Here is a 25,363-nt window from a genome sequence, read left to right as displayed (position 1 = left end):
GCTCCGGTAAGAAGATACTGCGCTGTAATGGCGTCAGCCGCGCGTTGCTGCAACCCTGTCCACGCGCACGGTGGCCAGATCGCGCACATAAATCACCTGAACCTGCCCGGCCCGCACGCCCACCGGAGCGGTGAGCGCGGGGTTGCTGTCGGCGGAAAACAGCACGGTGCACTTTACCCCAAGGGCTGCGGCCATATGCATGGGACCGGTATCATTACCCACCGCCCATGCCGCACGCGCCAGCACGCCGCCGAGTTCGGGCAGCGTGGTGCGGCCGGTCAGGTCAACGGCATCGGGGCAGGCCTCGCGGATGATGCGGGCCAGTCCGGCCTCGCCGGTTCCCCCCACCACGACCGGTAGCAGGCCCTGCGCGCGCAGGCGCATGGCAAGGGCTGCGTAGCGCGCCACCGGCCAGCGCTTGGCCGGGCGGTGGGCGGCAGCACCCGGCACGAGCACCGCATAGGGTGCGGGCAGCACCGGGCCGCACCGGGCCAGCCATGACAGGTCGGGCACGGGCAGGTGATCAAGTCCCGCCCGCCTGAGTTGGTCGCGCTGGCGGACGCGGGTGTGCATGAAGCGCCGCTGGGGGTTGTCATGCACCGCCTGCGCGCCCCGCCCGATTCCCGACCATGCCTTGCGCCCCGAGAGGTGAAAATAGCGCGTGCTGCGCCCCGAGGTCTGCAGGTCGTAAATGAAATCATAACTGCGCAGCAGCCGCCGCAGCGCCATGATGGCGGCAAGGTCGCGCCACGGTGGCCTGCGGTCGAGCAGCACATGGTCGAACCATGGGCAGGCCCGCCCGAGTTCGGCGAAGGGTGCCTGGGTCAGCAGGTCCACCTCATCATGGGCATGATGGGCACGGATGGCGGCAAAGGGGGCAAAGGACTGCACGAAATCGCCCAGCGCGCCCAGGCGGATGACAAGAATGCGGGCCATATCAGGGTGCCTCGGGGTCGGTTTCCAGCAGGGCGAGGTCCTGACGCGCAAGATCGGCCTCATCCGAGTCCGGGGCCTGCTTCACCACATCGAGCCAGTCGGCGCGGGCCTGTTCCATCTGGCCCTGGCGCTGGTACAGAATGCCGCGCTCGAGCAGGGCCGCGCCGTTATGGGGCATGTCGTGCAGGGCGGCGTTGATATCGGCCATGCCCTGATCGATGCGCCCGAGCTTGCGCCATGCGGCCGCCCGCGCCACCAGCGCCTCGTCACGCGCGGCGGGCGCGGATGGCAGCGGCGTGAGCATGTCGATGGCACGCTGGGGCTGGCCCAGCTCCACCGCCACCCGCGCATAGACCAGCTTCAGCCCCGGATCATCAGGGGCCAGCATCAGGCCATAGGTTGCGCTGTCAAAGGCCTGTTTCGGGCTGTCATCAGCCTGCCAGGCGCGGGCTGCCGCCTGCGCAACACTCGCACGCCGCAGGCGCGAAGCCGGTGTTTCAGCCACATTCTGCCTGCTGCCCCGCCGGTTCGCGGGCGGGCCGGCCGGCCAGTCGGGCACATGTGCCAGGCGGTCGAGTTCCGTGGCAGCGGTAGCGACATCGCCAAGTTCCATCTGGGCCAGGGCCGCGCATTGCTCGGCTTCAAGCCCGCCGCCATGGCTGCGCCAGTCCTCGGCATAATCGCGGGCGCCATCGGGGTCATCGGCCAGGGTGGCGGTGCAGTGGCTGAAATCCCAGTCCTGCGGTGTCGCGGGAGGAGTGGATGAGGGCCTGGCGATGAGGGGTGGCGCCTCTTTTGCGGGACTGGTTTCATCGGCCCGGGCGCGCCCGCACGCAAGACCCGCGGCCAGCACGAGGCCAAAGACCATGACACCCGTGCGCCGGGCATACGAAAACACAGGCACCGGCCTTGCGGCAGGGCTGCGCCATAGGGCAGGCGCGCAGAAAGAGGGCTGGGCAAAAGGTCTCATTAGCGCATTCGTCGGCCTGCCTGCGGCCAAGGTCAAGGTCAAAGCCCCATTGATCCGCAGGCCGTGCAGTTCCTTTGCGTTCGTGGTATGGTGGAATGTGATGCAAACCGTTACTGACCGACCCGTCATCCTGCAGGTGCTGCCAGCACTCGAATCCGGCGGAATAGAACATGGCACGCTGGAAATGGCGCAGGCCATCGTGCAGGCTGGCGGCACGGCGCTGGTGGCCAGTGCGGGCGGACGCCTTGTGCCACGCCTGAAATATATCGGCGCAACCCCCATCGCGCTCGAACTCGGGGCCAAGAATCCCTTCTCCATCATGCGCAACGCCAGCAGGCTGCGCCATGTCATGGCCGAGCATGGCGTCAACCTGGTGCATGCCCGCTCGCGCGCACCTGCCTGGGCGGCATCACTTGCCTGCCGCCGGGCGGGCGTGCCGCTGGTCACCACATGGCACGGGGTGCATGCGGCCAACCTGCCAGGCAAGAAGCGCTATAACAGCGTGCTGGCCTCGGGCGCGCGGGTCATTGCCATCAGCCAGTACATCGCCACCCGCCTGCGCGAGGAATACAGGGTGGGCGACGACCGCCTGCGCCTGATCCCGCGCGGGGCGGACATGCTGCGCTTCGACCCGCATAACGTGCGCGGCAACCGGGTGCAGAAGCTGCTGGGGCTATGGCAGATCCCCGATGGGGCCACGGTCATCATGCTGCCCGCGCGCGTGACCGGGTGGAAGGGCCACGCCGTGCTGATCGAGGCGCTGGCCCATCTCACCCGCACGGGCGGCCTGGGCCAGGACTGGGTGTGCATTTTCGTGGGCGAGGCCAATGCGAAGGAAGGCCGCGCCCTCGTGGCCCAGGCCGAGCGCTGCGGCATTGCCGCACACCTGCGCTTTGCCGGGCACTGCGCGGACATGCCCGCAGCCATGATGCTGGCCGACATGATCGTGGTGCCCTCACGCAGGCCCGAGCCGTTTGGCCGCGTGGTGGTGGAGGCGCAGGCCATGGGCCGCCCCGTGATCGTGGCCGCCCATGGCGCGGCGCTGGAAACGGTGGAGAACGGCGTGACCGGCTTTGCCTTCCCCCCCGATGACACGCAGGCACTTGCCGCGTGCATCCACCACGTGACCGACCTGTCGGCAGATGAACGTGCGGACCTTGCCGTGCGTGCGCGCGAAAACGTGCTGCTGCATTATTCCACCCAGGCCATGCAGTACGCGACCCTGTGCGTTTATGATGAACTCCTGCATACCCGGCTGGCGGACACGTTCTATCACGCCACCATGGGCAGCCCGGAGTGGGATGAGGAAGCCCTGCCCCAGGCAGGCTGAGTGCGCTGCGCCGTAATTATGTCATATACAGTGCAACAATGCCTTGATCTGCCTCATGGCCGCCCCAAAACCGTGGCCGAGCATCCAGCCCGGAGCATGGGCCATATGCAAGGGGCTGTTTTACGGTCGACAACCCGGCTGAAATTCTTCACCCATGGCACATTCTGATTCCTGGCGGACGGGGATGCCCGCTGACCGCCGTTTAACGTGAACACTTCGGGACTGCACCACATGAACCAGATTTCCCCCGTCCAGACAGACACCACCGCCACGGCCACCGCGCCCGACCTGCGGCGGGTCAATTCCAATCCGGATTTCTGGTATCCGGTGGCGTGGTCTTCCGCCCTGCGCAAGAACAAGACGCTGGCCGTCAGCTTTGCGGGCATTCCCATGGTGCTCGTCCGCCCCGAGGAAGGTACCGTCTTCGCCCTGTTCGATCGCTGCCCCCACCGCCAGGTGCCGCTGAGCAAGGGCACAGTAAACGGCCAGACCGTGCGCTGCTGCTATCATGGCTGGGCCTTTGGCCGCTCGGGCCGCTGCATCGACGTGCCCTATCTGGGCAAGGGCAAGCTGCCCAACGGCGTACGCACCTTCCCCGTGCGCGAGGAAGGCGGGCTGATCTTTGTCTTCCCCGGTGATCCGGCCAAGGCCGAGACCGTCCCCTTCCCCAAGCTGGCCCAGACCGCAAACCCCGCTTACAAGACCAAGCAGTTCGGCCCGCGCGTGAACTGCCACTACACCTTCATGCACGAGAACCTGATGGACATGAACCATCAGTTCCTGCACCGCCGCCAGATGGGCCAGATCAAGGCGCGCTTCCTTGGCCAGGACAAGGGCGAGGACTTTATCGAGGCGCGCTACAGCTTCATGCGCTGCGCGGGCCAGCAGCCGCTGGCCGAGCGCCTGATCTTTGGCAAGCACAAGGATCTCAACGGCAAGGAGCAGCCCGTTGAGGAAGTCGTGACCATCCGCACCGAATACCCGTACCAGACCCTGCGCATCACCGACAAGGATGGTGACCTGATCATGGATCTGTGGACGGCCTACGTGCCGGTGGACAAGGACGAACGCGTGACCCAGGCCTTTGGCCTGCTGTCCATCCTGCGCCCGCAGACCCCGCTGCTGATCGACCTGATCTGGCCCGCACTGGGCTGGTTCACCAACCGCATTTTCCTTGAGGACAAGGAAATCGTGGAGCTTGAGCAGGCGGCGTGGAACGAGGTGGGCTACGACCGCAATGTCGAGATCTTCCCCGTGGTCAAGGCGCTGCGCGAGCTGCTCATGCGCTGCGGCATTCAGAAGGATGCGGCACAGCAGGGTGAAGTCACGCCCGTAGTCCCGCCCGCCGCCTGCACCACCGAGCCCGAAACCACGGCCTGAGTGCCGCGCCATCCGCCCCATGCCGGGGCGGATGGGCCTGTTTTTGAACGAACACCGCCATGACCGACCGGCCTGACACCCCCCGCCTGACCGACAGGGCCGAAGCCGCCCGCCTTGCCCGCCTCGAGCGCGAGGCCGAAGCCCTGCGCGCCAACCTGCGCCGGCGCAAGCAGCAGAGCCGTGCGCGCACCGCGCCACCCGAAGCCCCGCCGCAGGATACATCTTGCAAAGAAGCGTGATTTTGCCAGTTGCGGTTGGCCGATCACTTCGTTAGTGGTCGCGCAGCAACGGGGCACGCCCTGCGCGCAATCCATGCCGGAGGAACGGACACCATGCCCATAATGCCTGATACGTGGATTCGCCGCATGGCCACGGAACACGGCATGATCGAGCCTTTCGTGGAAAAACAGAACCGTGAGGGCGTGATCTCCTTCGGCCTGTCTTCCTATGGCTACGATGCGCGCATCGCTAACGAGTTCAAGATCTTCACCGACGTGGACAACGCGGTGGTCGACCCCAAGAACTTTGCCGAGAACAGCTTTGTCACCCGCCACGGCGACTGCTGCACCATTCCGCCCCACAGCTTCGTGCTGGCGCATACGGTGGAGTATTTTCGCATTCCGCGTGACACGCTGGTGGTGTGCCTGGGCAAATCCACCTATGCGCGCTGCGGCATCATCGTCAACGTGACCCCGCTGGAGCCGGAATGGGAGGGGCAGGTCACGATCGAGATCAGCAACACCACGCCGCTGCCCGCGCGCATCTATGCCAATGAGGGCATCTGCCAGTTCCTGTTCTTTCAGGGGGCCTCGCCGTGCGAGGTCAGCTACGCCGACCGCAAGGGCAAATACATGGGGCAGATCGGCGTCGCCCCACCGCGCATGTAAGCAGGAACCGCAAGCCTATGGACCGTTTCATCATCCACGGCGGCCACCCGCTGCGTGGCGACATCGTTATTGGCGGGGCCAAGAACTCCGCCCTCAAGCTGCTGGTGGCGGGCCTGCTCACGCCCGGGAAGCTGGTGCTCGAAAACGTGCCCCGCATTGCCGATATCCGCACCATGCGCCGCCTGCTCGAGCAGCACGGCCTGAATGTGGAAGACGTGAGCGGCGATGGCGGCACGCTTTCGGTCGGTGGCGAGATTACCAATACGGAAGCACCGTACGACATCGTCTCCATGATGCGGGCGTCGATCCTTGTGCTCGGCCCGCTACTAGCGCGCTGTGGCGAAGCCCGCGTGTCGCTGCCCGGTGGCTGCGCCATCGGCACCCGCCCCGTTGACCTGCACCTCAAGGCGCTGGAAACGCTGGGCGCGAAAATCACGCTCGAGAACGGCTACATCCATGCCGAGGCCCCGAACGGGCTGAAGGGCGAGCGGGTCATCCTGCCGTTTGCCTCGGTGGGGGCGACCGAGAACCTGCTCATGGCCGCGTGCCTGGCAAAAGGCCGCACCGAGATCGTCAACGCCGCGCGCGAGCCCGAAATTGGCGATCTGGTCGGCTGCCTCAACGCCATGGGCGCGCGCATTACCGGCATTGGCACCGGCAAGCTGGTGATCGACGGGGTCGAGGGCCTGCATGGTGCGCGCTACCGCGTCATGCCCGACCGCATCGAGTGCGGCACCTATGCCTGTGCCGCCGCCATTACCGGCGGCGAACTGCGCCTTGTGGGCGGGCAGGTCGAGCATCTGGGCGCCGTGGTGCGCGCGCTGGAGGAAGCGGGCGTGGAAATGGTGCAGGAGGAAGGGGCCGTGCGCGTGCAGCGCACCGGCGCGCTGCGCGGGGTCGATATCATGACCGAGCCCTATCCCGGCTTCCCCACCGACATGCAGGCGCAGTTCATGGCCCTGCTCTCGGTGGCGGAAGGAGCCTCGATGGTGACCGAGACCATTTTCGAGAACCGCTTCATGCATGTGCCCGAACTCAATCGCATGGGCGCGCGCATCAACGTGCATGGCTCATCGGCCATCATCCGCGGCGTGCATTCGCTCTCGGGCGCGCCGGTCATGGCGACCGACCTGCGGGCCTCGTTCTCGCTGATTCTGGCAGGGCTTGCCGCCCATGGCGAGACGATCCTGAGCCGGGTCTATCACCTTGACCGTGGCTATGAGGCGGTCGAGCGCAAGCTCGCACAGGTAGGTGCCCATATCGAACGCGTTTCAGGCTGAGGCATCTGGCCTGACAAAAGGGCGCTTCCTGCATGATGGCGGAATGTGGTATGCGCGCATGTCACTTTCGGCCCGCCCGCGATTGCGGTGGGCCTGCCTTCACGTGCGGAGAATGCATTGACCGTCCTGTCACCGGCCCAGACCGCCATTCCGGAAACGGATAGCCCGCTGGTACTCGCCCTGCCCAAGGGCCGTATCCTCAAAGCCGCGGCGCCGCTTCTGCATATGGCGGGCATCGTGCCCGGCCCGGACTTCAACGACGACAAAAGCCGCCTGCTGCGTTTCGAGACCAACGACCCCGGCATTGACGTGGTGCGCGTGCGCTCGTTCGATGTGGCGACCTTCGTGGCCTTTGGCGGGGCGCAGATCGGCATCTGCGGCGCCGATGTGCTGATGGAGTTCGACTACCCCGAAATCTATGCCCCGCTTGACCTGGGCATTGGCGGGTGCCGCATTTCCATCGCCCAGCCCAAGGACCGCAGCGGGCAGGAAGATAACCCCAACCGCCTCTCGCAGGTGCGGGTGGCGACCAAATACCCCTCGCTTACGCGGCGGCATTTCGCGGCACGCGGCATCAATGCCTCCATCGTGCATCTGCATGGCGCGATGGAGCTGGCCCCGGTGCTCGATCTTTCGCACCTGATTGTCGATCTGGTCGATACCGGCTCCACGCTGCGCGCCAACGGGCTGGAGGAAACCCAGACCATCGCCCATATCACCAGCCGCCTGATCGTGAACCGCACGGCGCTGAAAACCCGGCCCGAGCGCATTACCGCGATCATAAACCGTTTCCGCGCAGCACTGGCCAAGGAGCACAAGGCATGAAGCGCCTTACAAGCACCCAGGCGGATTTCCGCGCCGAATTCAAACGCCTGCTGGCTGAGCGCGACAGCGACACCGCCCGCGTCGATGGCCCCGTGACCGAGATCCTCGCGGCCGTGCGCAAGCGCGGCGATGAAGCGCTGTGCGCGTTCACCAACAGATTTGACCGCACCAACGTCACCCCCGCTACCCTGCGCATCACGCCCGAGGAAGTCGAGGCCGCCTGCGCCGAGGTGAGCCCTGCCCTGCTTGAGGCGCTGGAAGTCGCCGCCACCCGCATCGAATCCTTTCACAAGGCGCAGATGCCCACCGACATGAAATATGTCGATGGCGCGGGTGTGACACTGGGCATGCGCTGGACGGCGCTGGACTCGGTGGGGCTGTACGTGCCCGGCGGCAAGGCGGCCTATCCTTCCTCCGTGCTGATGAACGCCATCCCCGCCCATGTGGCCGGTGTCGAGCGCATTGCCATGTGCGTGCCCACGCCCGATGGCGTGCTCAACCCGCTCGTGCTCGCCGCCGCCCGCCGCGCGGGTGTGACCGAGATCTACCGCGTGGGTGGGGCCCAGGCCGTGGGCGCCATGGCATACGGCACCGTCACCATCGCCCCGGTTGACCGCGTGGTGGGGCCAGGCAATGCCTATGTGGCCGAAGCCAAGCGGCAGGTGTTCGGCACGGTGGGCATTGACAGCATTGCAGGCCCGTCGGAGGTGGTGGTGATTGCCGACGGCAATAACGACCCCCGCGCCATTGCGCTCGACCTGCTGGCCCAGGCCGAGCATGACCCCATGGCCCAGTCCATCCTGATCACGCCCGATGCTGGCATGGCGCAGAAAGTGGAGCAGGCGGTAGCCAGAGAACTTGAAACCCTGCCGCGCGCCGAAATTGCCCGCGCCAGCTGGGATGCGCATGGCGCGATCATTACCGTGCGCAACCTTGATGAAGCCGCCGACCTTGTAAACGAGATCGCGCCGGAGCATCTGGAGCTCATGATCGACAACCCGCAGCCGGTCTTTGACCGCGTACGGCATGCGGGCGCGATCTTCGTGGGGCGCTACTGCCCCGAAGCAATCGGTGATTACGTGGGCGGGCCGAACCATGTACTACCCACCAGCCGCACGGCGCGGTTCTCGTCAGGGCTTTCGGTGTTCGACTTTATCAAGCGCACCACGTTCATCGAGGCGCAGGCCGAGTCGCTGCGTAAGATCGGGCCTGCCGCCGTAAGCCTTGCCGAGGCCGAAGGGCTTGATGCCCATGCCCTGAGTGTGGCGGTACGGCTGGCTGGACCTGATGGCGCGCAATAACGGAACTTGACCCCGGCGGCGAGTCTCCCCACATAAACCAACCGTACTGCGCCGCGGGCCCGCGGCAGGACGGCACTTTTGATGATTGAAGGACACGATGTCTAAAGAAGACATGATCGAATTCAGCGGCACGGTTACCGAACTGCTGCCCAATGCCATGTTCCGCGTTACACTGGACAACGAGCACACCATCCTCGCGCATACCAGCGGCAAGATGCGCAAGAACCGCATCCGCGTGCTCGCCGGTGACCGCGTGAATGTGGAAATGACGCCTTATGACCTGACAAAGGGTCGCATCACCTTCCGCTTCAAGTAAGCCGCCCTTGTCGGTCATGACCGGAACCCCCGCGCCCGATGGCGCGGCGGCGGAGGCGCGGCTTGTCCTTGCCTCGGCTTCACCCCGCAGGCTTGACCTGCTGCGCCAGATCGGGCTTGTGCCCGGTCAGGTCTTTCCAGCCAATATCGATGAAACGCCCGGGCGCGATGAACTGCCCCGCACCTACGCCGGGCGCCTCGCCGCTGAAAAGGCGGCGCATGTGGCTGGTCAGATCGAAGGCCCCGCACTCGTGCTGGCAGCCGATACGGTCGTGGCCCTTGGCCGCCGCATCCTGCCCAAGGCGGAAGATGAGCAGACGGCGCGCGCCTGCCTCGAACGGCTTTCGGGCCGCCGCCATACCGTTTTTACCGCCATCGCCCTGCGCCCCACCGCTGCATGGGCGGCAGGGCGTGCAGGCAGCCGCATTGTGGCCAGCACGGTCACTTTCTCGCGCCTGACCCCCACACAGATCGATGCGCTCATTGCCGCAGGCGACTGGCAGGGCAAGGCGGGCGGCTACGCCATACAGGGCCATGCGGCAGCGTTCGTGCGCTTTCTGTCGGGCAGCTATACCGGCATTGTGGGCCTGCCCCTGTTCGAGACCGCCCAGTTGCTGCGCGGGCAGAAGGGAAGCTGGCTTTCGTGAGCGCGCGCATCTGCGCCAGCAGCAGCCCGGGTGAAATCCGCATTGCCGTAGCCCTTGATGGCGTGTTGCAGGAATTCGCCCTGTGGCGGCCTGACATGCCCGATGGGGTGGGCGATATTTACCGCGCCCGTGTCAGCGCGCATGCGCCTGCGCTCGGGGGCACGTTTGTCACCCTGCCAGGGCAGGAACAGGCGGGCTTCCTGCCCGATTCGGAAGGGCTTGGTCCTCTGACGCAGGGGCAGACGGTACTTGTCACCGTCACCCGCAGCGCACAGGGCGGCAAGGGCGTGCGGCTTGGCGCGCGCAACCTGCCCCCCGACCTGCCCGGCGGTGCCGATCCCCGGCTGTTACGACGCGGTCCCACCCCGCTGGAGCGGCTGGCCACCCGTTACCCCGATGCCCCCATCGTCATTGATGACGCAGCTATTGCTACCTTGCTGCCTGCCAGCCTGCACCCGCGCCTGTCACGCGCCAGTTCCGCCTTTGACAGCGACCTGCGCGCGCAGGCCGATGCGCTGGAGGAAGCCACCGTGCCCCTGCCCGGCGGCATGTCGGCCAGCATTACGCCCACCCCGGCCCTTGTTGCGATCGACATGGATGGGGGAGCGGCCACCAGCATGGACCGCCGCCCCAAGCAGACCGCGCAGTTTGCTGCCAACCGCGATGCCCTGCCCGACCTGATGCGCCAGTTGCGGCTGCGCAACCTGTCGGGCGCAATTGTGGTTGACGTGGCGGGGCTTGCCATCCGCAAGCGCCGCGCGCTGGGTGACACGATCGAGACCGTGCTGCGCGATGACCCGCTGCGCCCGCGCTTTCTGGGTTTTACGGCGCTGGGCCTGGCCGAGATCGTGCGCCCGCGCGTGCACCCTCCGCTGCATGAGCTGTTCCATTCGCGCGAGGGCCGCATGCTGCATGCCCTGCGCGGGCAGATGCAGGCCTATCGCGGCATGCCGCCCAACGGCCAGCCCGTGCGGCTGGCCTGTGGTTATGGTATCATGCAGATGATGCAGGACCATCCGGCCTGGGTGGAAGACTTCATGCGCCTGACCGGGCGCGTGCTCCAGCCCGTTGCCGACACGGCCCTGCCCGCCCATGGCTGGAGATTTGAACCATGACCGCGCTAGCCCCCAAAGCCGCCCCCTGCCCCATCTGTGGCCAGCCGGCCCACCCGCGCTACCGGCCGTTCTGCTCGCGGCGCTGCGCGGATGTGGACCTCGGGCGCTGGTTCTCGGGGCAGTATCGCGTGCCCTCTACTGAAATTCCCTCCGAAATGGATGAAAAATACACAAGACGGGTTGATCCCGATGATGAGGTGGGTTAAACGCTTTTCCAACGTCATGCGGCCCTGCCCCATGACCTAGCCGGACCAACGGCCCGGTGCCCAAGTAGCTCAGTTGGTAGAGCATGCGACTGAAAATCGCAGTGTCACTGGTTCGATCCCGGTCTTGGGCACCATTCAATTCATTGAAATTGCTGCACTCATCAGGTCATCCGCTGCATATGGCAGGCGGGGCGTGATCGTATGCGCCCATGATCACCTGTCAGGGGCCTGATGCAGGCGGGCCCTGCGGTTTGCCACGAAAAGGGCAATCCACGCACTAATCCCATATCCCCATAGCAGCCACGCCGCGCCAAGGCGTGCGGTCCGTTCATCAGTTGTGTAGACTGCGTGAAACCAGCGCAGCACGATGCCGTCAATCATCATGGCATCGGCCAGTACAAGCAGGCAGCCCGCAAGGATCTGCTGCGGCTCGAGCCGGGCCAGGCGGACGGTCAGCCAGATACAGAACCAGCAGACCGGAATGCTGGTCATGAACCCGATATTCCCCTGCAGGGGATCGGTCACGAACACAGGCATGAAGCGAATATAGAGTGTCGCCAGCAACCAGAAGGAAACGGCAAGCGATGTGCAGATCACGATCTGCCGTGGGCGGAGCATCATGGTTCGTCCTTTCTTATGTAGCACCCACTACATATCAGAACTATGTAGCACATGCTACATTTTCTGCATGAAAACGCCTAAAGACGGCCCGCGCGTCAAGCGCCCCACCGCCCGGGGCGATAAGGCGACCCGCCACGCGGCCCTGACTGCTGAGATTGCAACAATTATCCTGCATGAAGGGTTGGGGGATATGAGCGTGCGCGCCCTGGCAGCCAGACTGGGCACCAGTGACCGCATGCTGCTTTATTATTTTACGACCCGTGAGCAGATGATTCTGGCCGTACTGCATGAAATCAGTAATCGCCTGAGCCGCCTGCTGGCGGAGCACAGTACAGGGCCACGCCTTTCACCCGGGCAGTTCCTGACCCGTGTGCTCTCGCTGGCTCATGAGGCGGACGTGGCCCCCTTCATGCAGGTATGGACCGATGTCATCGCCCGTGGCGCCAGAGGGGTCCAGCCCTATGACAGCATCGCGCGCGATGTGGTCCGGACCTGGATGGCATGGATCGACTCACGCCTGACCACACCGCCCACGGGTGCCCAGCCTGGGCGGGCGGCGGCTATCCTTTCCATCGTGGAGGGCATGAGTCTGCTGGAAGTCGCCAGTCCGGGCAGCACGGCGGGAGTTTCGACCTATCTGGCGGGCCTGTTTGACCCCACCGCCCCCCCAATCCAGGCCTGACAGCCCGTAACAGGCGCTTCATCCGTGGTGTCAGGCTTCGCGCGGGCGATCCATGGCTTCAAACAGCAGCGGCTCACCCTGCGCGGTGGGCGCGATCTCGTTTTTCCACATGACCACATTGCCGCGGATGATGATGCCCATGGGGCGACCGGTCAGTTCTTCGCCCGCAAAAGGCGACCGGCCACATTTCGGGGCCAGCCATTCCTGCCGCACCGTCCTTTGGAAAACTTCAAAAAAAGTGCTCCTTTCAAGAAAGTGGCACCTGGCAGGTTTTAGGGCCTGTGAGGTTCTGGATAACGGGCCGGACTACATTGGTGTTTGTAATGAGCATGAGGCAGTCTGTCTTTTATGACACTACCTGATCCGTCCGAAGGGCAAGCCCCCACCGAAGAACCTCCAACGGACGGTTTTCATGATTTTCTGGTACCGTCAGAGAAGTACGAGCATTATGCTTCAATACTCACAGCCTCAAGGGCAGTAGAATTAGAAACCCGATTTTTCATGTACCGTCCACAGATTGTCAGGACAAGCGCAAGAATGGCACTGAAAACAACCCAGATCGAATATCGGTAATCACATGCCGGAGCAAGAATGAAGAGGGGCAGTTCTATCATAATGCCGCTTAATGCGGTTATGGCAGGCAATGCACCAAAATAACCCGCTTCATGGGTAACTAATAATTTATATAAATAGAAAAATATTAACAACAACGCCAACAAATCATAAATCCATACCCTATATATTATCAACTTTGTTTCTTTATCGAATACTGAGTGCATTATTTTATGAACAAGATTTTTGAAAGTGAAATCAATTCCATATGGATTTGGTTGATCTATACCAATATATTGATATGGGTAATAAACACCATGCCTCAGGTCGAGAATATTTCCAACCACGTGCATCCGATGGGCAAGATATGCACCAGGATTATTAATTACTGCTATAATCCAGTCCTTGATCAGTTGCTTTTCCTGCACAGGGGTTACGTCAGGAGAAACTTCACTGAATCCAGGTATATTTACGTCAGGGCTCCAGTGAGAGCGTAAGCGCCCGACAAAATTCGGGCCGGCTTTCTTTGAAACATAATCAGGAATGACATCTTTATTTTCAGCCACACTGATCGCCACCAGATCCCATACAAAAATTGAGCCCAGTTGCGGCAGGTGCTGGATGCCAATTGTCAGGGTTTTCAGGCCAATCACCAAAATCAGGGATAAAGAACAGAGAATTTTTATAAAGGCCGAAACTGGTACAGGAAAATTCTTTGCAAAACGCCATGCAATATAACAGAGCAAAGGAATAACGCCGGTTATGGCATTATGCCGTAAGGCCGCAGCAACAAATAAGGCTATCCCTGCCATGACAAGCCAGCGTTTTCTCTCGTCGGTGCTCTGGATCGCCAGGCATGCAACAGCAAGCGCCAGAAAGGCCATCATGCCCGCATCAGCCCATAGATGGAGCGAAATGATGTAAAGCGGCGGCCAGAGGCCCAAGACCGCAATCATGATCACACGATGCCATGGCCGTACGAACACGGCGCACGAAAAGAGAAAAATGGCCGCCCAGTAAATGATCTGATCAAAAAACAGCAATGTTCCGGGTGATTTCACCACATGACATAGCACCCCCCAGATATAGGCCATGATGGGTGGATGGGCATCGTTAAGGGGTTCCAGCCCAAGGGCCTGCCCATACTGGTAAAAGGAATCGAAGCTCATGAACCCCGGAAAAAACACGCAGCTTGAAACACAGGCCATGAGAGATGAAAAACATAATGGCGTAAGATAATTACTTCTATAATCCATTGTTCCCATGTTTCAAAACGTTTCAAAATTTTTCAAATCATTACATTACATGTCTAAGGGATGCAATTTGCATTTTTTTTACAATTGTATGAATATTTCTGGTGAAACTAATATTAATACTTTCTTTTTAAATAAAGAATTACGGATATAGGGATATATACAGTATATGCAATGTTATTATAATAAATAACTGATTCAAAAAGTTTTTTTGATCTAACAATGCCTTGAAATCATGGATACAGACGCCGTGATGATCATCCTTGTGCGCAATACGCGTTATCGGGCTCAGGAAGCATGTGCACAGGCACGTTACGATGCATAGAAGCTGGCCTTGCGGGTGAAGCCTCCTCCATAACCACCTTTGGCCTTAAAGGTTTGGCGTCAAACCGTGACATGCCTGAAAAACAATCGACCAATTGCCTGCCCGGATGGGCTACAGGCACCGGCATCTGATTGAAAATCAACACGCTCCTCACAAAATCCACTCATGGCCTGTCTGGCCGGTTTAAAAAACCGGCCTGCCACGTCTTGGGCATGTTGTCTGGATAGACGCAAGAACGCCTTTCAATGCAATGACCTGCAATGCATAAGGCTTCTGTTAACAGATTTTACAAATATTTACTTAAATATATTAAAATAACGCCGCCTTCCTTCAGAAAAGCGGCGTCCAGACTTTTTGATTATCTTGTGCTTATGCAATCTTTTCAGGTCACCGCATTCAGGCGGTCAGCGGGCGATCCGTAGCTTCAAACAACAGCGGCGCACCCTGCGCGGTGGGCGCGACCTGATTTTCCCACATGACTACATTGCCGCGGATGATGGTGCCCATGGGGCGACCGGTCAGTTCTGCGCCAACAAAAGGCGACCAGCCACATTTGGAGGCCAGCCATTCCTGCTGCACCGTCCAGCGCGCAGCCAGATCGACCACCGAGAAATCCGCGTCATACCCCACCGCGATGCGTCCCTTGCGCACCAGCCCGAACAGGCGCTGCGGGCCAGCCGATGTCATGTCCACCAGCCGGCGCAGCGACAGCCTCCCCTTGGCTACGTGGTCAAGCATGAGCGGCAGCAGGGTCTGCACCCCCGGCATGCCCGAAGGGGTATCGGGATAGGCGCGCTGCTTGGCCGCGAGCGGATGGGGCGCATGGTCGGAACCGATAATGTCGGGCACGCCCTGGCCCAGCCAGTACCACAGTCCATCACGATATTTCTGGCCACGGATGGGCGGATTCATCTGCGCCAGCGTGCCCAGCCGGGGATAGGCATCCTCGGCCGCCAGCGTCAGGTGCTGCGGCGTGACCTCGCAACTGGCAATGTCCTTGTGACCTGCCAGGAACTCATATTCAGCCGGTGTGGTGATATGCAGCACATGGATGCGCCGCCCCGTGCGCCGCGCCAGTTGCACGATGCGCTGTGTTGCGCGCATGGCCGTTTCATCATCGCGCCAGACCGGGTGGCTCGACGGATCGCCTGCCCTGCGCTCATTCATGCGCTCAAGCAGGCGGGTCTCGTCCTCGGCATGGATCGCGACACGGCGGCGGCCCGAGCGCAGCACCCGCTCAAGCACCGCATCATCGGACACCAGCAGGTTGCCGGTGGAAGAACCCATGAAAATCTTGATCCCCGCCGTGCCCGGCAACATTTCCAGTTCGGCGCAGCGATCGGCGTTATCGGTCGTGGCCCCAACGTAAAAGGCATGGTCGCACCACATGCGCCCGCGCGCATGCTCAAGCTTGGCCACAACCGCCTCGGGGCAGTCGGTGGCAGGCTTGGTGTTGGGCATTTCAAACACGGCGGTCACGCCACCCATCACGGCGGCGAGGCTGCCGGTGGCCAGATCTTCCGCAGCTGTCAGCCCCGGCTCACGAAAATGGACCTGCGTGTCGATCACGCCCGGCAGGACAGTCAGCCCCGTGCAGTCAATGACCCGGCCCGCATCGCCCTGGCCGCCAATGCGGGCAATACGCCCGTCACGCACGTAAACATCGGTCACGACCGTGGCGTCAGGCAGGACAACGCTGCCATTTTTCAGACAAAGATCAAAAATGGGTAGGGTCATGGAATTATCCTGTGGCCATGAACCCGCAACCGGCGGCATGCGGCAGGCGGGCGCAGGGGGTTGCTGATCCTGCCTGTATGGCATGCACCCGGCTGTGTGCAAACCGCCCATACAAAGACACCCCGGTCCTTGCGGGCCGGGGTGCGGATCATGGATACAGATGCAGGTGTGCGCCTTATTCGCTGGCGGCGGCGCGACTTTCCTTGGCTTCCTTCAGCACGGCGGCGAGACGATCATCACGCAGCCATTCCTCCAGCTTTTCAGGCGGCATGGGGCGGGCGAACAGGTAGCCCTGCACCACGTCGCACCCAAGCTGGCACAGCAGGTCAAGCTGGCGCACGGTTTCCACGCCTTCGGTCACCACCGTCATGCCAAGACGGCCGCCAATGCCGATCACGGCCGTGGTCACGGCCTGGGCGTTGGCATCGTGCTCGAGGTTCATGATGAAGCTGCGATCGATCTTGATCTCGGTCAGCGGCAGGCGCGTCAGCCTTGAAAGCGACGAATATCCCGTGCCAAAATCATCCATCGACAGCGCCACGCCAAGGTTGCGGATGGACTGGAGGACCATGTTCGTGTCCTCGTTTTCAGTCATCATCACGCTCTCGGTAATCTCGACCGTCAGGCGATGGGGCTCGAGCTTGCTGTCACTGAGCAGGCGGGCAATGAAGCCGGGCAGGTTGCGGTTGCGGAAGTGACCGGCAGAAAGATTGACCGCCACGGTGGGCACGTAAATGCCGTGGGCATCCCATTCAAGGATCTGCCGCACGGCGCGCTCCAGCGACCAGGTGCCAATGGCCTCGATCTGCCCTGTCTCTTCCGCCACGGCAATGAAGCGCGAGGGGTAGATGTTGCCCAGCGTGGGATGGTTCCACCGTGACAGCGCCTCAACACCATACAGCGTGTTGTTGCGCACGTCGATCTGAGGCTGGTACTGCAGGTTGAGCAGGCCCTGCGCCAGCGATTCACGCAGTGCCGAGCCCAGCAGCAGCCGGTCCTGCGCGGCCTTGTTGTCTTCCGAGCGGGCAAGGTGGGTCATGCCCAGCCCCGAGCGCTTGGCGTGCCGCATGGCCTGCTCGGCATAGCTGAGCAGGGATTCGCCATCCGGCCCGTTCTCGGGGAACAGGCTGATGCCGATGCCCAGCGTCGGCACGATCATGTTGCCGCCAATCTCGATGGGCTGCTTGACGCAGCCGTGCAGGATATCGGCAAATCTGAGCGCATCATCCCGGCGCGTGTTGGGCACGATGATCAGGAACTCGTTCGGGCCGGAACGGCTGAGCACGTAATTGCTGCGCGACACACCCTTGAGCCGCTCGGAAACGGATTTCAGGAAGCCATCGCCATTGATATGGCCCAGCGCATCATTGATATCGCGGAAGCGGTCGATATCGATCATATACAGCGCGAAATGATTATCACCCGGCTGGCCGATCAGCGAGCGGATGACCTTGTGCACCGCCGTACGGTTGAGGAAGCCGGTCAGCGGGTCGTAATTCGACAGCTGCGAGATGTGCTGGCGCGCCTCATGCTGCTCGATCAGCACGCCACAGAACGGCACGCAGCTGTTCACGATCTGCGCAGGCCAGCCGCCCCGGTTGCGCTCGGAGCGCGAATACAGCGCAAAAATGCCCGTAATGCGCCCGTTGCGCGTGCGGATGGCCGAAGCCCAGCAATGATGCAGCCCCAGCGAGATGCCAACCGAGCGGTAGCTGTCCCAGACGATGGTGGTCGCCTCGTTCAGGTCATTGGCGAGGGCGGCAATATCGGCCTCGGTCAGGCGCATGTCTTCCAGGGCTGCGGCAAAGCGGCGCGGCATGCCGGGACCCGACAGGATGCGCAGGCGGCTCTGCTCATCAAGCAGGATCAGCACGGCAACCGTATTGGGCACCAGCGTCTCGACCTCGCGGCAGACCATGTCCGCCACGTCCTGGATCTGGATCTCGCTCGACAGCGAGCGGAACACCGTGTTCTGCAGTTCGACCACCCGGCTGCGATGGCCCGCGCCGGTAGTGCCATGCACCATCATCAGGCGGTAACGGCGGCCGCCGGCCCCTACGCGCGCCGCCGTCAGGCTGACCTCGGCAGAGATGTAGTCGCCGCTGCGGTTCTCGAACGTGACCTCCCCCGATACCGGCTCAACCGCCTGGACCGAGGCATCGATGTCAAAGGGTGCTGCCCCATTTTCCACAGATGCAGCCATGAGTTCCCCCACGGGCCGCCCCGTGAGCTCGCCCGGGTCGTAGCCCCATAACGTCTCGGCTGCCGGATTGGCATAGAGGATCGTATTATGGTCATCGATGATAACCATGCCGTCATGTGCCTGATGTAACAGTTCAAAACTGATTTCAGGAATGGCCACGACAGCTGGCGAAGGGGTGGGATTCTGCGTTTTCATAGGGATCCAAGGTTAAGCAGGCCTGTTTCCAACCAGGCATGGGGACAGCGAACAAGCCAGAAATTGCGGCGAAACTATTTCTTGGTTTTGCTTTCGGCCTTATCAGAGGCAATCAGTTCGAGCGCAAGCGTCTTGGCTGGCCCCTGCGACCATTCAAGCAGTTCCGCCGGCGGCATCGGCCGCGCGAACAGATAGCCCTGCACCACATCGCAGTTCAGCCCCTGCAGCAGCTTAAGCTGGGCCTCGGTCTCGACACCTTCGGTCACGACGGTCATGCCCAGGCGGTTGCCGATGCCGATCACCGCCGTGGTCACGGCCTGGGCGTTGGCATCATGCTCGAGGTTCATGATGAAGCTGCGATCGATCTTGATCTCGGTCAGCGGCAGGCGCGTCAGCCTCGAAAGCGACGAATACCCCGTGCCGAAATCATCCATCGACAGACCAACCCCAAGGTTACGGATGGCGGCAAGGCCTTCCATCGTATCCTCGTTTTCGTCCATCATCACGCTTTCCGTAATTTCCACGCACAGGCGGTCCGGCGAGATGTGGCGGTCCTTGAGGATGCGCTCGATCAGCGCGGGCAGCCCGCGATTGCGGAAATGCGCCGCCGACAGGTTGACCGAAACGGTCGGCACGTAAAGCCCGGCGCGCTCCCAGTCGAGGATCTGCCTTGTCGCTTCCTCCAGCGACCAGGTGCCGATCGTCTCGATCTGTCCGGTATCCTCCGCCACCGCAATGAAGCGCGAGGGGTAGATGTTACCCAGCGTCGGGTGCTTCCAGCGCGAGAGCGCCTCCACGCCATACAGCTTGCCGGTCTGGATATCGACCTGCGGCTGGTAATGCAGGTTGAGCATGCCCTTGGCCAGTGAATCCCGCAGCGCCGAGCCGAGCAGCAGCCGGTCCTGGGCGGCGCGGTTATCGGCCGTGCTGGACACGCAGTAGCCGCCACGCGCCTCTTTCTTGCACCGGCGCATGGCAATCTCGGCATGGCCAAGCAGGGATTCGCTATCCGGCCCGTTCTCAGGGAACAGGCTGATGCCGATGCCTAGGGAGACAACAAGCAGGTTACCCGCGATCTCGATGGGTTCCTGCATGGCCTTGATCAGGCTCTCTGCAAAACTCACGGCCTTGTCTTCATCGCAGTCGGGCACGACGATGACAAACTCATCGCCGCCCGATCGGCTGAGGATGTAATTGCTGCGCGACAGGTCCTTGAGCCGCTGGGCCACCGCCTTGAGGAAGGCATCGCCATTCATGTGGCCGAGCGTGTCGTTGATATCGCGGAAACGGTCGATATCGATCATGAACACCGCGAACTCATTGTCACCCGGGCGGTCGATCATCGACTTGATGACCGTGTGGATGGCGGTGCGGTTGAGGAAGCCGGTCAGTGAATCGTGGTTGGCCAACTGGGAGATATGCTGCTGCGCCTCGTAGTTCTCGATCACCACGCTACAGAAGGGCACGCAGCCCGACACGATCTTCTGCGGCCAGTCGCTCAGCTTGTACTGGTTGCGTGAATACAGCGCGAAAATGCCCGAAATGCGCCCGTTGCGCGATTTGATGGCCGAGGCCCAGCAGTTGTGCAGCCCCAGCGAGATGCCGAGCGAGCGGTAGCTGTCCCACACGATGCTGTTGGCTTCCGACAAGTCATTGCCCAGTGCCGCAAGGTCGCCTTCGGTCAGGGCCATGTTCTCGAGTGCCGCGGCATAACGGCGCGGCAGGCCGGGGCCCGACAGGATGCTCAGGCGGTTGTTCTCATCAAGCAAGATGATGACCGAGACCGTGTTGGGCACGAAGCTTTCCACCTCACGGCACACCAGATCGGCCACGTCTTCAACCAGCATGTCGTTGGAGATGGCCTGGAACACCGTATTCTGCAGGTCGAGCAGCTTGCGGCGGTGGCTCTCCTCGGTCACGCCTTTCATAAAGGCCATGTAATAACGTTTCTGTTCCGGCCCGAGCAGTGCGGTCGAGATCGACATCTCGCCCGAGATGTAGTCACCCGCCTTGTTCTCGAACGTTACCTCGCGCGAGGTGCCGACAATGCGGTTCACGCCCGTTTTGCGGTTCTTGTAGATGTAGCTGTCATGATCGCCACGATAGACCGACGGCACGAGGCAGCTCACGTTACGACCCAGCACTTCGCTCTCGGAATAGCCCCACAGCTTCTCGGCCGCCGGATTGAAAAAGACCACCTCGTTGCGTTCGTTGATGATGACCACACCGTCCGTCGCCTGCTCAAGCAGCTGGAGGCTGACATCGGCAGTCATGTCAAGTTCGCTGGCGGGGGTCTGTCCAGACGTCATCGCGGAGGCATCGTGAGGGTTCATTACATGCTCTTGCTGTTTCATGAAAAATTCGCGTCTCTCAGGTATCAGGACTGAATACGGGAGAAGAGACGGCGCGTATGGAAGCGGCGGGAGATCCCACCCCTGTCATGGCTGCGCCCTGGGCCGACTGCGCGGGGTGGCCGATCAGGTAGCCCTGGCCTTCGTCGCACCCTTCGGCGGAGGCTATGCTGAACTGGCCTCTGGTTTCGATCCCCTGCGCCAGCACCGATATGCGCAGCGCGTGGCCCATGAGCAGGATGGAGCGCACAAGCTGCGCCACCACCGGGGCGGTATCGACCTGCTGCATGAGCGAACGATCGATCTTGAGCTTGCTGAACGGAAACACGCGCAACATGTGCAGCACCGAATGGGTACCGCCAAACTCATCAAGTGCAAGGCGCACCCCAAGGGCCTGCAGGCTGTTGGCCATGGCAAGCGCGCGGTCAAGATTGCGCTGCACGGTGTCTTCCGTGATCTCGATGACAAGGCGATCGGGCGCAAGCCCGCTGCGGGCAAGGTTTTCCTGCACGGCCACGACAAAGCGGGGCTGGAGAAACTGGGCAGCGGACATATTGACCGCGACCCGGATGTTTTCATCCCACCCTGCCGCCGCCTCGCAGGCGGTCCTGAGCACCCATTCACCGAGCTTGATGATCAGGCCGCTCTCATCGGCAATCTGCAGGATCTCGCGCGGTTCGATCGCCCCGCGTTCGGGGTGCTCCCAGCGCAGCAGCGCCTCGTAACCCGAAACCTCGCCCGTGGCCACTACGGTCTGCACCTGATAGAACAGCGAAAGCTGCCCGTTGGCCATGGCGGCCCTCAGGTCCCCGCCAAGTGCACGGCGTTCGCGCATACTCTGGTCGAGCGCGCTTTCATAATACCAGATGGTATGATGCGGGTCGGTCTTGGCGCGATACATGGCCATGTCCGCGCGCGAGATCAGGGTCTCGCTGTCGGTCGCATCCACGGGGTAGACCGCAACGCCAATACTGCCGCCACTGGTCACCACGTAATCCTCGATGGGGATCGGCTGGTTGAGCGCCTGCTGGATCCGCTCGACAAAACCATGCAGTTCGGCGCTGTCGGACGTGCGGTGGATGGCGATGAACTCATCACCGCCAAGACGGGCCACGAACTCGCCATCCGCAAGCAGGGCACTGAAGCGCTCGGCCAGCGTGGTGAGCACGATATCACCTGCGGCATGGCCTCGGGTATCGTTGATTTCCTTGAACTTGTTCAGGTCAATGCCAATAACGGCAAACTGTTCGCCATCGCGGTCGGCCCGGCTGACTTCGTTCTGCAGCCGCTCATTGAAGCTGATGCGGTTGGGCAGGCCGGTCAGCCCGTCCGACATGGCCATGCGATGCAGTTCCTCATAGGATTCCTGCCGTGCGCTGCCATCAATGACGAACGAGGCGATACCGGCAATAAGCATGAGCATCGTACCCCCGATGACCGAGAGCCCCAACGCCAGAAACTGCCCGTTATCGTGCATAGCCAGCATGTGCTGGGGCATGGCCACCACATGCATGGCCTCCATGCCGGTAAAATGCAGCCCGGCGACAGCGCCGACGAGGGCCAGCGTCGTCTCGACCTCGCGGCGTGGATTGACCGGCCGCAATGCCAGCACAAGGGCAGTGGCGGACAGTGCAATGCCGATTACGATCGACACCGCCACAAGCAGGCCGCTCCACACCACGGGCGCATCAACCCCGTAGGCGGCCATGCCGGCATAATGCATGCCGGCAATGCCAAGCCCGAGCACCAGGCCACCGAGCATGCAGCCGCCACGGCCATACAGGCGCACGGCCAGCATCACCGCCAGCGGCATGGCAACCAGCATGACCAGCAGCGAAAGCCCCGTGTTCAGCGGGTCAAGATGTACATGGGCATTGCAGTGATAGGCCAGCATGGCGGCAAAATGCGTGCACCACACGAAACTCGCCCCCGCCATGCTGGCAAGGCAGTACCAGCCCAGCCGCTGACGGCCACGGGTCTGCGCCACCCGGGTTACCAGCCGCATCGTAATCCACGCGCCTGTTACGCATACAATCAGCGCACCAGCGAGCAGGAAGGGATCATATACCTTCAGTTCATAGATATGATTGCTCATGACTTCCATTTTTGAGCGCCCGATACCATGCGTTTACGAAAACAAGTTTCAACAAACACCTGGCTCCACATGGGCATTGTGGAAACCTTCTGGCATCAACCGCTTACAACAAGGGCATCCAACGGAGAATCAGCCATTTATTTTTATATTTGCTGAGATTAATCAGATATTAGTAAACATTCATTCACAATGCAACAAAAAATTATCCTAAAGAAATTTAATGAATACCTTAGAGCAGTCTCAGCCCTGGCAGTTAAAGATATTTCCTATTTAAAAGCGCCGCAGACAAATTCCAGAATAGTGGTTTTTAGGCTTATATTCCTATTTTTTTATTTACAGAGAAGCGCTCTGTACCATTAGCAGGCGCTATTAGGACAACCCGCCTTATCCACACTCATCAAGGTAACATTCTCTGAAAAATTCGGTCACGATAAATGAACAGATGGTAAAATCCTGCAAACCCATGAAAGAGCGCCACGCAAAACAGTAACCATGCATTCCAGTGATGTAATCCTGAGAAAAAGGAATGCGTTCCGTGCATCAGCATGGGCAGGGGCGAATTGATCGGCACGCCAAACGCCATGACGGGCCGCCCGGTAGACCAGCGCGCCATGTAGCCGAACACGATCTCACCGCCGAGCAGCATATAGAGCAGGCGATGCACGCTGCGCGCCACGCGGTCCTGCATTGTCACGATGGGGAAATGAATGGCCCGGCCACCGGTCATGGCCCATACCACACGAATGATGAACACCGTAGCCAGCACCACGCCCAGCGAGGTATGCGTCGCGACCAGAAAAGGCCGCCATGCCGCCGTGCGGGCCATGAGATGCCAGCCCACCTGCCCCACAACGAACTGTTCGAGCACGAGCACGGCGGTCAGCCAGTGCAGCCACCGTGTCTCCCAACTGTAATGCGCAGGCGGCGAGGGAAGAGAAGATGCGGTCATCCGGCAGCCTCTAATCAAAATTACCTATAAGAAGGCCGTGGGCACCCCGGCCAGCCGTCAGTTGACGCCTGGCAGAATTGCGCTGTCTTCGCCACCAATGTTCATATTGGTGTAGCTGCCATCGGTCATGCCGGGTGCGGCACTGCCAGACGCGGAGCCGGGCATCATCATCGCCCCGCTCATCTGGTCGGCCTCCGCATTGTCATTGCCGAATTGCGGCACGCCACCGCCATTACCGGTCTCGGGGGCGCTGTAGGATGGCGGCATGCCTACGCCATCGCCTTCATCCTGGCTGGGCACATAACTGCTGGCGCCGGGAGCCGCACTGGCCGAGTGACTGCGGGCATGGGCCACGCCGCCTGCCCCGCTGACCAGGATCAGCCCGAGCGCGACAGCCGTTAGTCCCTTCCTGATGTGACCCGTCATGCGGTTACTCTCCCTCTATGAGGCACGGAACTGTCTCCATACCCGTCTTTTAAATTGGGGCACAGGCCCCATATTACCAATGTTTATCATGCATGCATGAACGGCGGGATATTCCTGCCACGCATGGGGCATGTGCGTATCATGTAGCATGTAACAACCGCAGGGCTGGATGGTTGTCATGAAACGTAACGAAGCGCACAGTCCGTTCCCGTCATCCCCTGGCAACCATCGCGATGGAGAATGAAAAATGACCAGACTCGCCACCCTTCCCCTGTCAGATCTCATCGTGGTGCCTGACCTGCTCGCAGCACCGGCTGGCACCGTGATGCTTGCCTCGGAGGTCTCGCGCGATGACCAGAAGATCGTCATCCGCAGCCGCCTTGTCGGCCCCAATGGCACAACGCCGGGGCTGATCCTGATGACGGCGGATGCCCGCGGCTATTTCGCCCCCGATGACGCCTGCACCGCCTTCGTGCGCACGGCCATTGATGTCACCGCCGCCATGCCGCTGCTCCTGACAAAAATCGTGCCGGGCTTTCGCTACAAATACGATGCCGTGGTGCGCGGCGATGTGTGGCAACTGAAGGATGCGGCAGGCAAGCCGTTCACCGGCCTTGCCATCGGCTCGTCAGATGAGGAGGAAAGCAAGGTCTTTGCCTATGCCCGCATCGAAGGCGGCCGGATTGGCGATATCGTGCCCGGTGAGCGCGTAGCCTATCTGGGGCAGCTTGATTTCGGGGCAGGCCCCGCCGTGCCCACGCTGGGCTGAACCCGTTTTCCCC

General features: G+C 61.7%; 24 protein-coding genes and 1 tRNA gene. 14 read left to right on the top strand and 11 right to left on the bottom strand.

Annotated features, from left to right (window positions below; genetic code table 11):
* Positions 1-33: 33 nt before the first annotated feature.
* Both FMA36_RS08500 and FMA36_RS08495 read right to left on the bottom strand, forming a co-directional pair.
* Entirely contained in the window at positions 34-936 is a 903-nt protein-coding gene (locus FMA36_RS08500) for a glycosyltransferase family 9 protein (protein WP_159261979.1), read from the bottom strand.
* A gap of 1 nt (position 937) precedes the next feature.
* Positions 938-1,834, bottom strand: coding sequence for a tetratricopeptide repeat protein (locus FMA36_RS08495; RefSeq protein WP_240906303.1), 897 nt, complete (start codon positions 1,832-1,834; stop codon positions 938-940).
* A 172-nt stretch (positions 1,835-2,006) separates the two neighbouring features.
* Here FMA36_RS08495 and FMA36_RS08490 point away from each other — a divergent pair, with 172 nt between their 5' ends.
* The 12 genes from FMA36_RS08490 (at position 2,007) to FMA36_RS08435 (ending at position 11,326) form a co-directional block, all read left to right on the top strand.
* Positions 2,007-3,236 (top strand): glycosyltransferase family 4 protein, encoded by a 1,230-nt coding sequence (locus FMA36_RS08490; RefSeq protein ID WP_159263772.1) that lies wholly within the window; start codon positions 2,007-2,009, stop codon positions 3,234-3,236.
* A 231-nt stretch (positions 3,237-3,467) separates the two neighbouring features.
* The gene (locus FMA36_RS08485; RefSeq protein WP_240906302.1) at positions 3,468-4,616 is read left to right on the top strand and encodes a Rieske 2Fe-2S domain-containing protein; all 1,149 of its coding nucleotides are present in this window, start codon (positions 3,468-3,470) and stop codon (positions 4,614-4,616) included.
* Positions 4,617-4,675: 59 nt separating this feature from the next.
* On the top strand, positions 4,676-4,855 hold the full coding sequence (locus FMA36_RS08480; protein ID WP_159261978.1) for a hypothetical protein: 180 nt from the start codon (positions 4,676-4,678) through the stop codon (positions 4,853-4,855).
* 93 nt (positions 4,856-4,948) lie between these two features.
* Positions 4,949-5,503, top strand: coding sequence for a dCTP deaminase (gene dcd / locus FMA36_RS08475; RefSeq protein ID WP_159261977.1), 555 nt, complete (start codon positions 4,949-4,951; stop codon positions 5,501-5,503).
* Positions 5,504-5,520: 17 nt separating this feature from the next.
* Entirely contained in the window at positions 5,521-6,783 is a 1,263-nt protein-coding gene (gene murA / locus FMA36_RS08470; protein WP_159261976.1) for a UDP-N-acetylglucosamine 1-carboxyvinyltransferase, read from the top strand.
* A gap of 45 nt (positions 6,784-6,828) precedes the next feature.
* On the top strand, positions 6,829-7,608 hold the full coding sequence (gene hisG / locus FMA36_RS08465; RefSeq protein ID WP_159261975.1) for an ATP phosphoribosyltransferase: 780 nt from the start codon (positions 6,829-6,831) through the stop codon (positions 7,606-7,608).
* Positions 7,605-8,909 carry a histidinol dehydrogenase gene (hisD, locus tag FMA36_RS08460; protein WP_159261974.1) on the top strand — a complete coding sequence of 435 codons (1,305 nt, stop codon included), beginning with the start codon at positions 7,605-7,607 and terminating at the stop codon, positions 8,907-8,909. The genes hisG and hisD overlap by 4 nt, the downstream gene beginning before the upstream one ends.
* Before the next feature lie 97 nt (positions 8,910-9,006).
* Positions 9,007-9,225, top strand: a complete 219-nt coding sequence (infA, locus tag FMA36_RS08455) for a translation initiation factor IF-1 (RefSeq protein ID WP_010508114.1) — start codon at positions 9,007-9,009, stop codon at positions 9,223-9,225.
* Between the two features lie 16 nt (positions 9,226-9,241).
* Positions 9,242-9,871, top strand: coding sequence for a Maf family protein (locus FMA36_RS08450; protein ID WP_159261973.1), 630 nt, complete (start codon positions 9,242-9,244; stop codon positions 9,869-9,871).
* On the top strand, positions 9,868-10,986 hold the full coding sequence (locus tag FMA36_RS08445; RefSeq protein WP_206065239.1) for a ribonuclease E/G: 1,119 nt from the start codon (positions 9,868-9,870) through the stop codon (positions 10,984-10,986). The genes FMA36_RS08450 and FMA36_RS08445 overlap by 4 nt, the downstream gene beginning before the upstream one ends.
* The gene (locus tag FMA36_RS08440; protein WP_159261972.1) at positions 10,983-11,192 is read left to right on the top strand and encodes a DNA gyrase inhibitor YacG; all 210 of its coding nucleotides are present in this window, start codon (positions 10,983-10,985) and stop codon (positions 11,190-11,192) included. The genes FMA36_RS08445 and FMA36_RS08440 overlap by 4 nt, the downstream gene beginning before the upstream one ends.
* A gap of 58 nt (positions 11,193-11,250) precedes the next feature.
* Positions 11,251-11,326: transfer RNA gene (locus FMA36_RS08435), tRNA-Phe, on the top strand.
* A gap of 79 nt (positions 11,327-11,405) precedes the next feature.
* Here FMA36_RS08435 and FMA36_RS08430 read toward each other — a convergent pair.
* Positions 11,406-11,813: a DUF5367 family protein gene (locus tag FMA36_RS08430; protein ID WP_240906538.1), complete on the bottom strand. Its 408-nt coding sequence runs from the start codon at positions 11,811-11,813 to the stop codon at positions 11,406-11,408.
* A 67-nt stretch (positions 11,814-11,880) separates the two neighbouring features.
* Here FMA36_RS08430 and FMA36_RS08425 point away from each other — a divergent pair, with 67 nt between their 5' ends.
* Entirely contained in the window at positions 11,881-12,495 is a 615-nt protein-coding gene (locus FMA36_RS08425) for a TetR/AcrR family transcriptional regulator (RefSeq protein ID WP_159261971.1), read from the top strand.
* Between the two features lie 30 nt (positions 12,496-12,525).
* On the opposite strand, the gene FMA36_RS08420 is transcribed toward FMA36_RS08425, so the two are convergent.
* The 8 genes from FMA36_RS08420 to FMA36_RS08385 all read right to left on the bottom strand — a co-directional run bounded on the left by FMA36_RS08420 (position 12,526) and on the right by FMA36_RS08385 (position 24,581).
* Positions 12,526-12,708, bottom strand: coding sequence for a hypothetical protein (locus FMA36_RS08420; RefSeq protein ID WP_240906537.1), 183 nt, complete (start codon positions 12,706-12,708; stop codon positions 12,526-12,528).
* A gap of 233 nt (positions 12,709-12,941) precedes the next feature.
* On the bottom strand, positions 12,942-14,216 hold the full coding sequence (locus FMA36_RS08415) for a hypothetical protein (RefSeq protein WP_159261970.1): 1,275 nt from the start codon (positions 14,214-14,216) through the stop codon (positions 12,942-12,944).
* A gap of 805 nt (positions 14,217-15,021) precedes the next feature.
* Positions 15,022-16,362 (bottom strand): dihydroorotase, encoded by a 1,341-nt coding sequence (locus FMA36_RS08410; protein WP_159261969.1) that lies wholly within the window; start codon positions 16,360-16,362, stop codon positions 15,022-15,024.
* Between the two features lie 175 nt (positions 16,363-16,537).
* The gene (locus tag FMA36_RS08405) at positions 16,538-18,760 is read right to left on the bottom strand and encodes a sensor domain-containing protein (RefSeq protein WP_159261968.1); all 2,223 of its coding nucleotides are present in this window, start codon (positions 18,758-18,760) and stop codon (positions 16,538-16,540) included.
* A gap of 74 nt (positions 18,761-18,834) precedes the next feature.
* A complete protein-coding gene (locus FMA36_RS08400; protein WP_159261967.1) occupies positions 18,835-21,093 on the bottom strand; it encodes an EAL domain-containing protein in 2,259 nt (752 codons plus the stop codon).
* Between the two features lie 37 nt (positions 21,094-21,130).
* On the bottom strand, positions 21,131-23,206 hold the full coding sequence (locus tag FMA36_RS08395) for a putative bifunctional diguanylate cyclase/phosphodiesterase (protein WP_240906536.1): 2,076 nt from the start codon (positions 23,204-23,206) through the stop codon (positions 21,131-21,133).
* Between the two features lie 397 nt (positions 23,207-23,603).
* Positions 23,604-24,155, bottom strand: a complete 552-nt coding sequence (locus tag FMA36_RS08390) for a cytochrome b (RefSeq protein WP_159261965.1) — start codon at positions 24,153-24,155, stop codon at positions 23,604-23,606.
* Positions 24,156-24,212: 57 nt separating this feature from the next.
* Complete coding sequence (locus FMA36_RS08385; protein WP_159261964.1) at positions 24,213-24,581, bottom strand: hypothetical protein; 369 nt, start codon at positions 24,579-24,581, stop codon at positions 24,213-24,215.
* A gap of 247 nt (positions 24,582-24,828) precedes the next feature.
* Here FMA36_RS08385 and FMA36_RS08380 point away from each other — a divergent pair, with 247 nt between their 5' ends.
* The gene (locus FMA36_RS08380; RefSeq protein ID WP_159261963.1) at positions 24,829-25,350 is read left to right on the top strand and encodes a hypothetical protein; all 522 of its coding nucleotides are present in this window, start codon (positions 24,829-24,831) and stop codon (positions 25,348-25,350) included.
* The last annotated feature ends 13 nt before the right edge of the window (positions 25,351-25,363 follow it).

The sequence above is a fragment of the Komagataeibacter xylinus genome (genome assembly GCF_009834365.1).
GTDB classification, from domain to species: domain Bacteria; phylum Pseudomonadota; class Alphaproteobacteria; order Acetobacterales; family Acetobacteraceae; genus Komagataeibacter; species Komagataeibacter xylinus_D.
The sequence above is the reverse complement of the archived record's forward strand: the minus strand, read 5'-3'. Positions and strand labels throughout refer to the sequence as shown.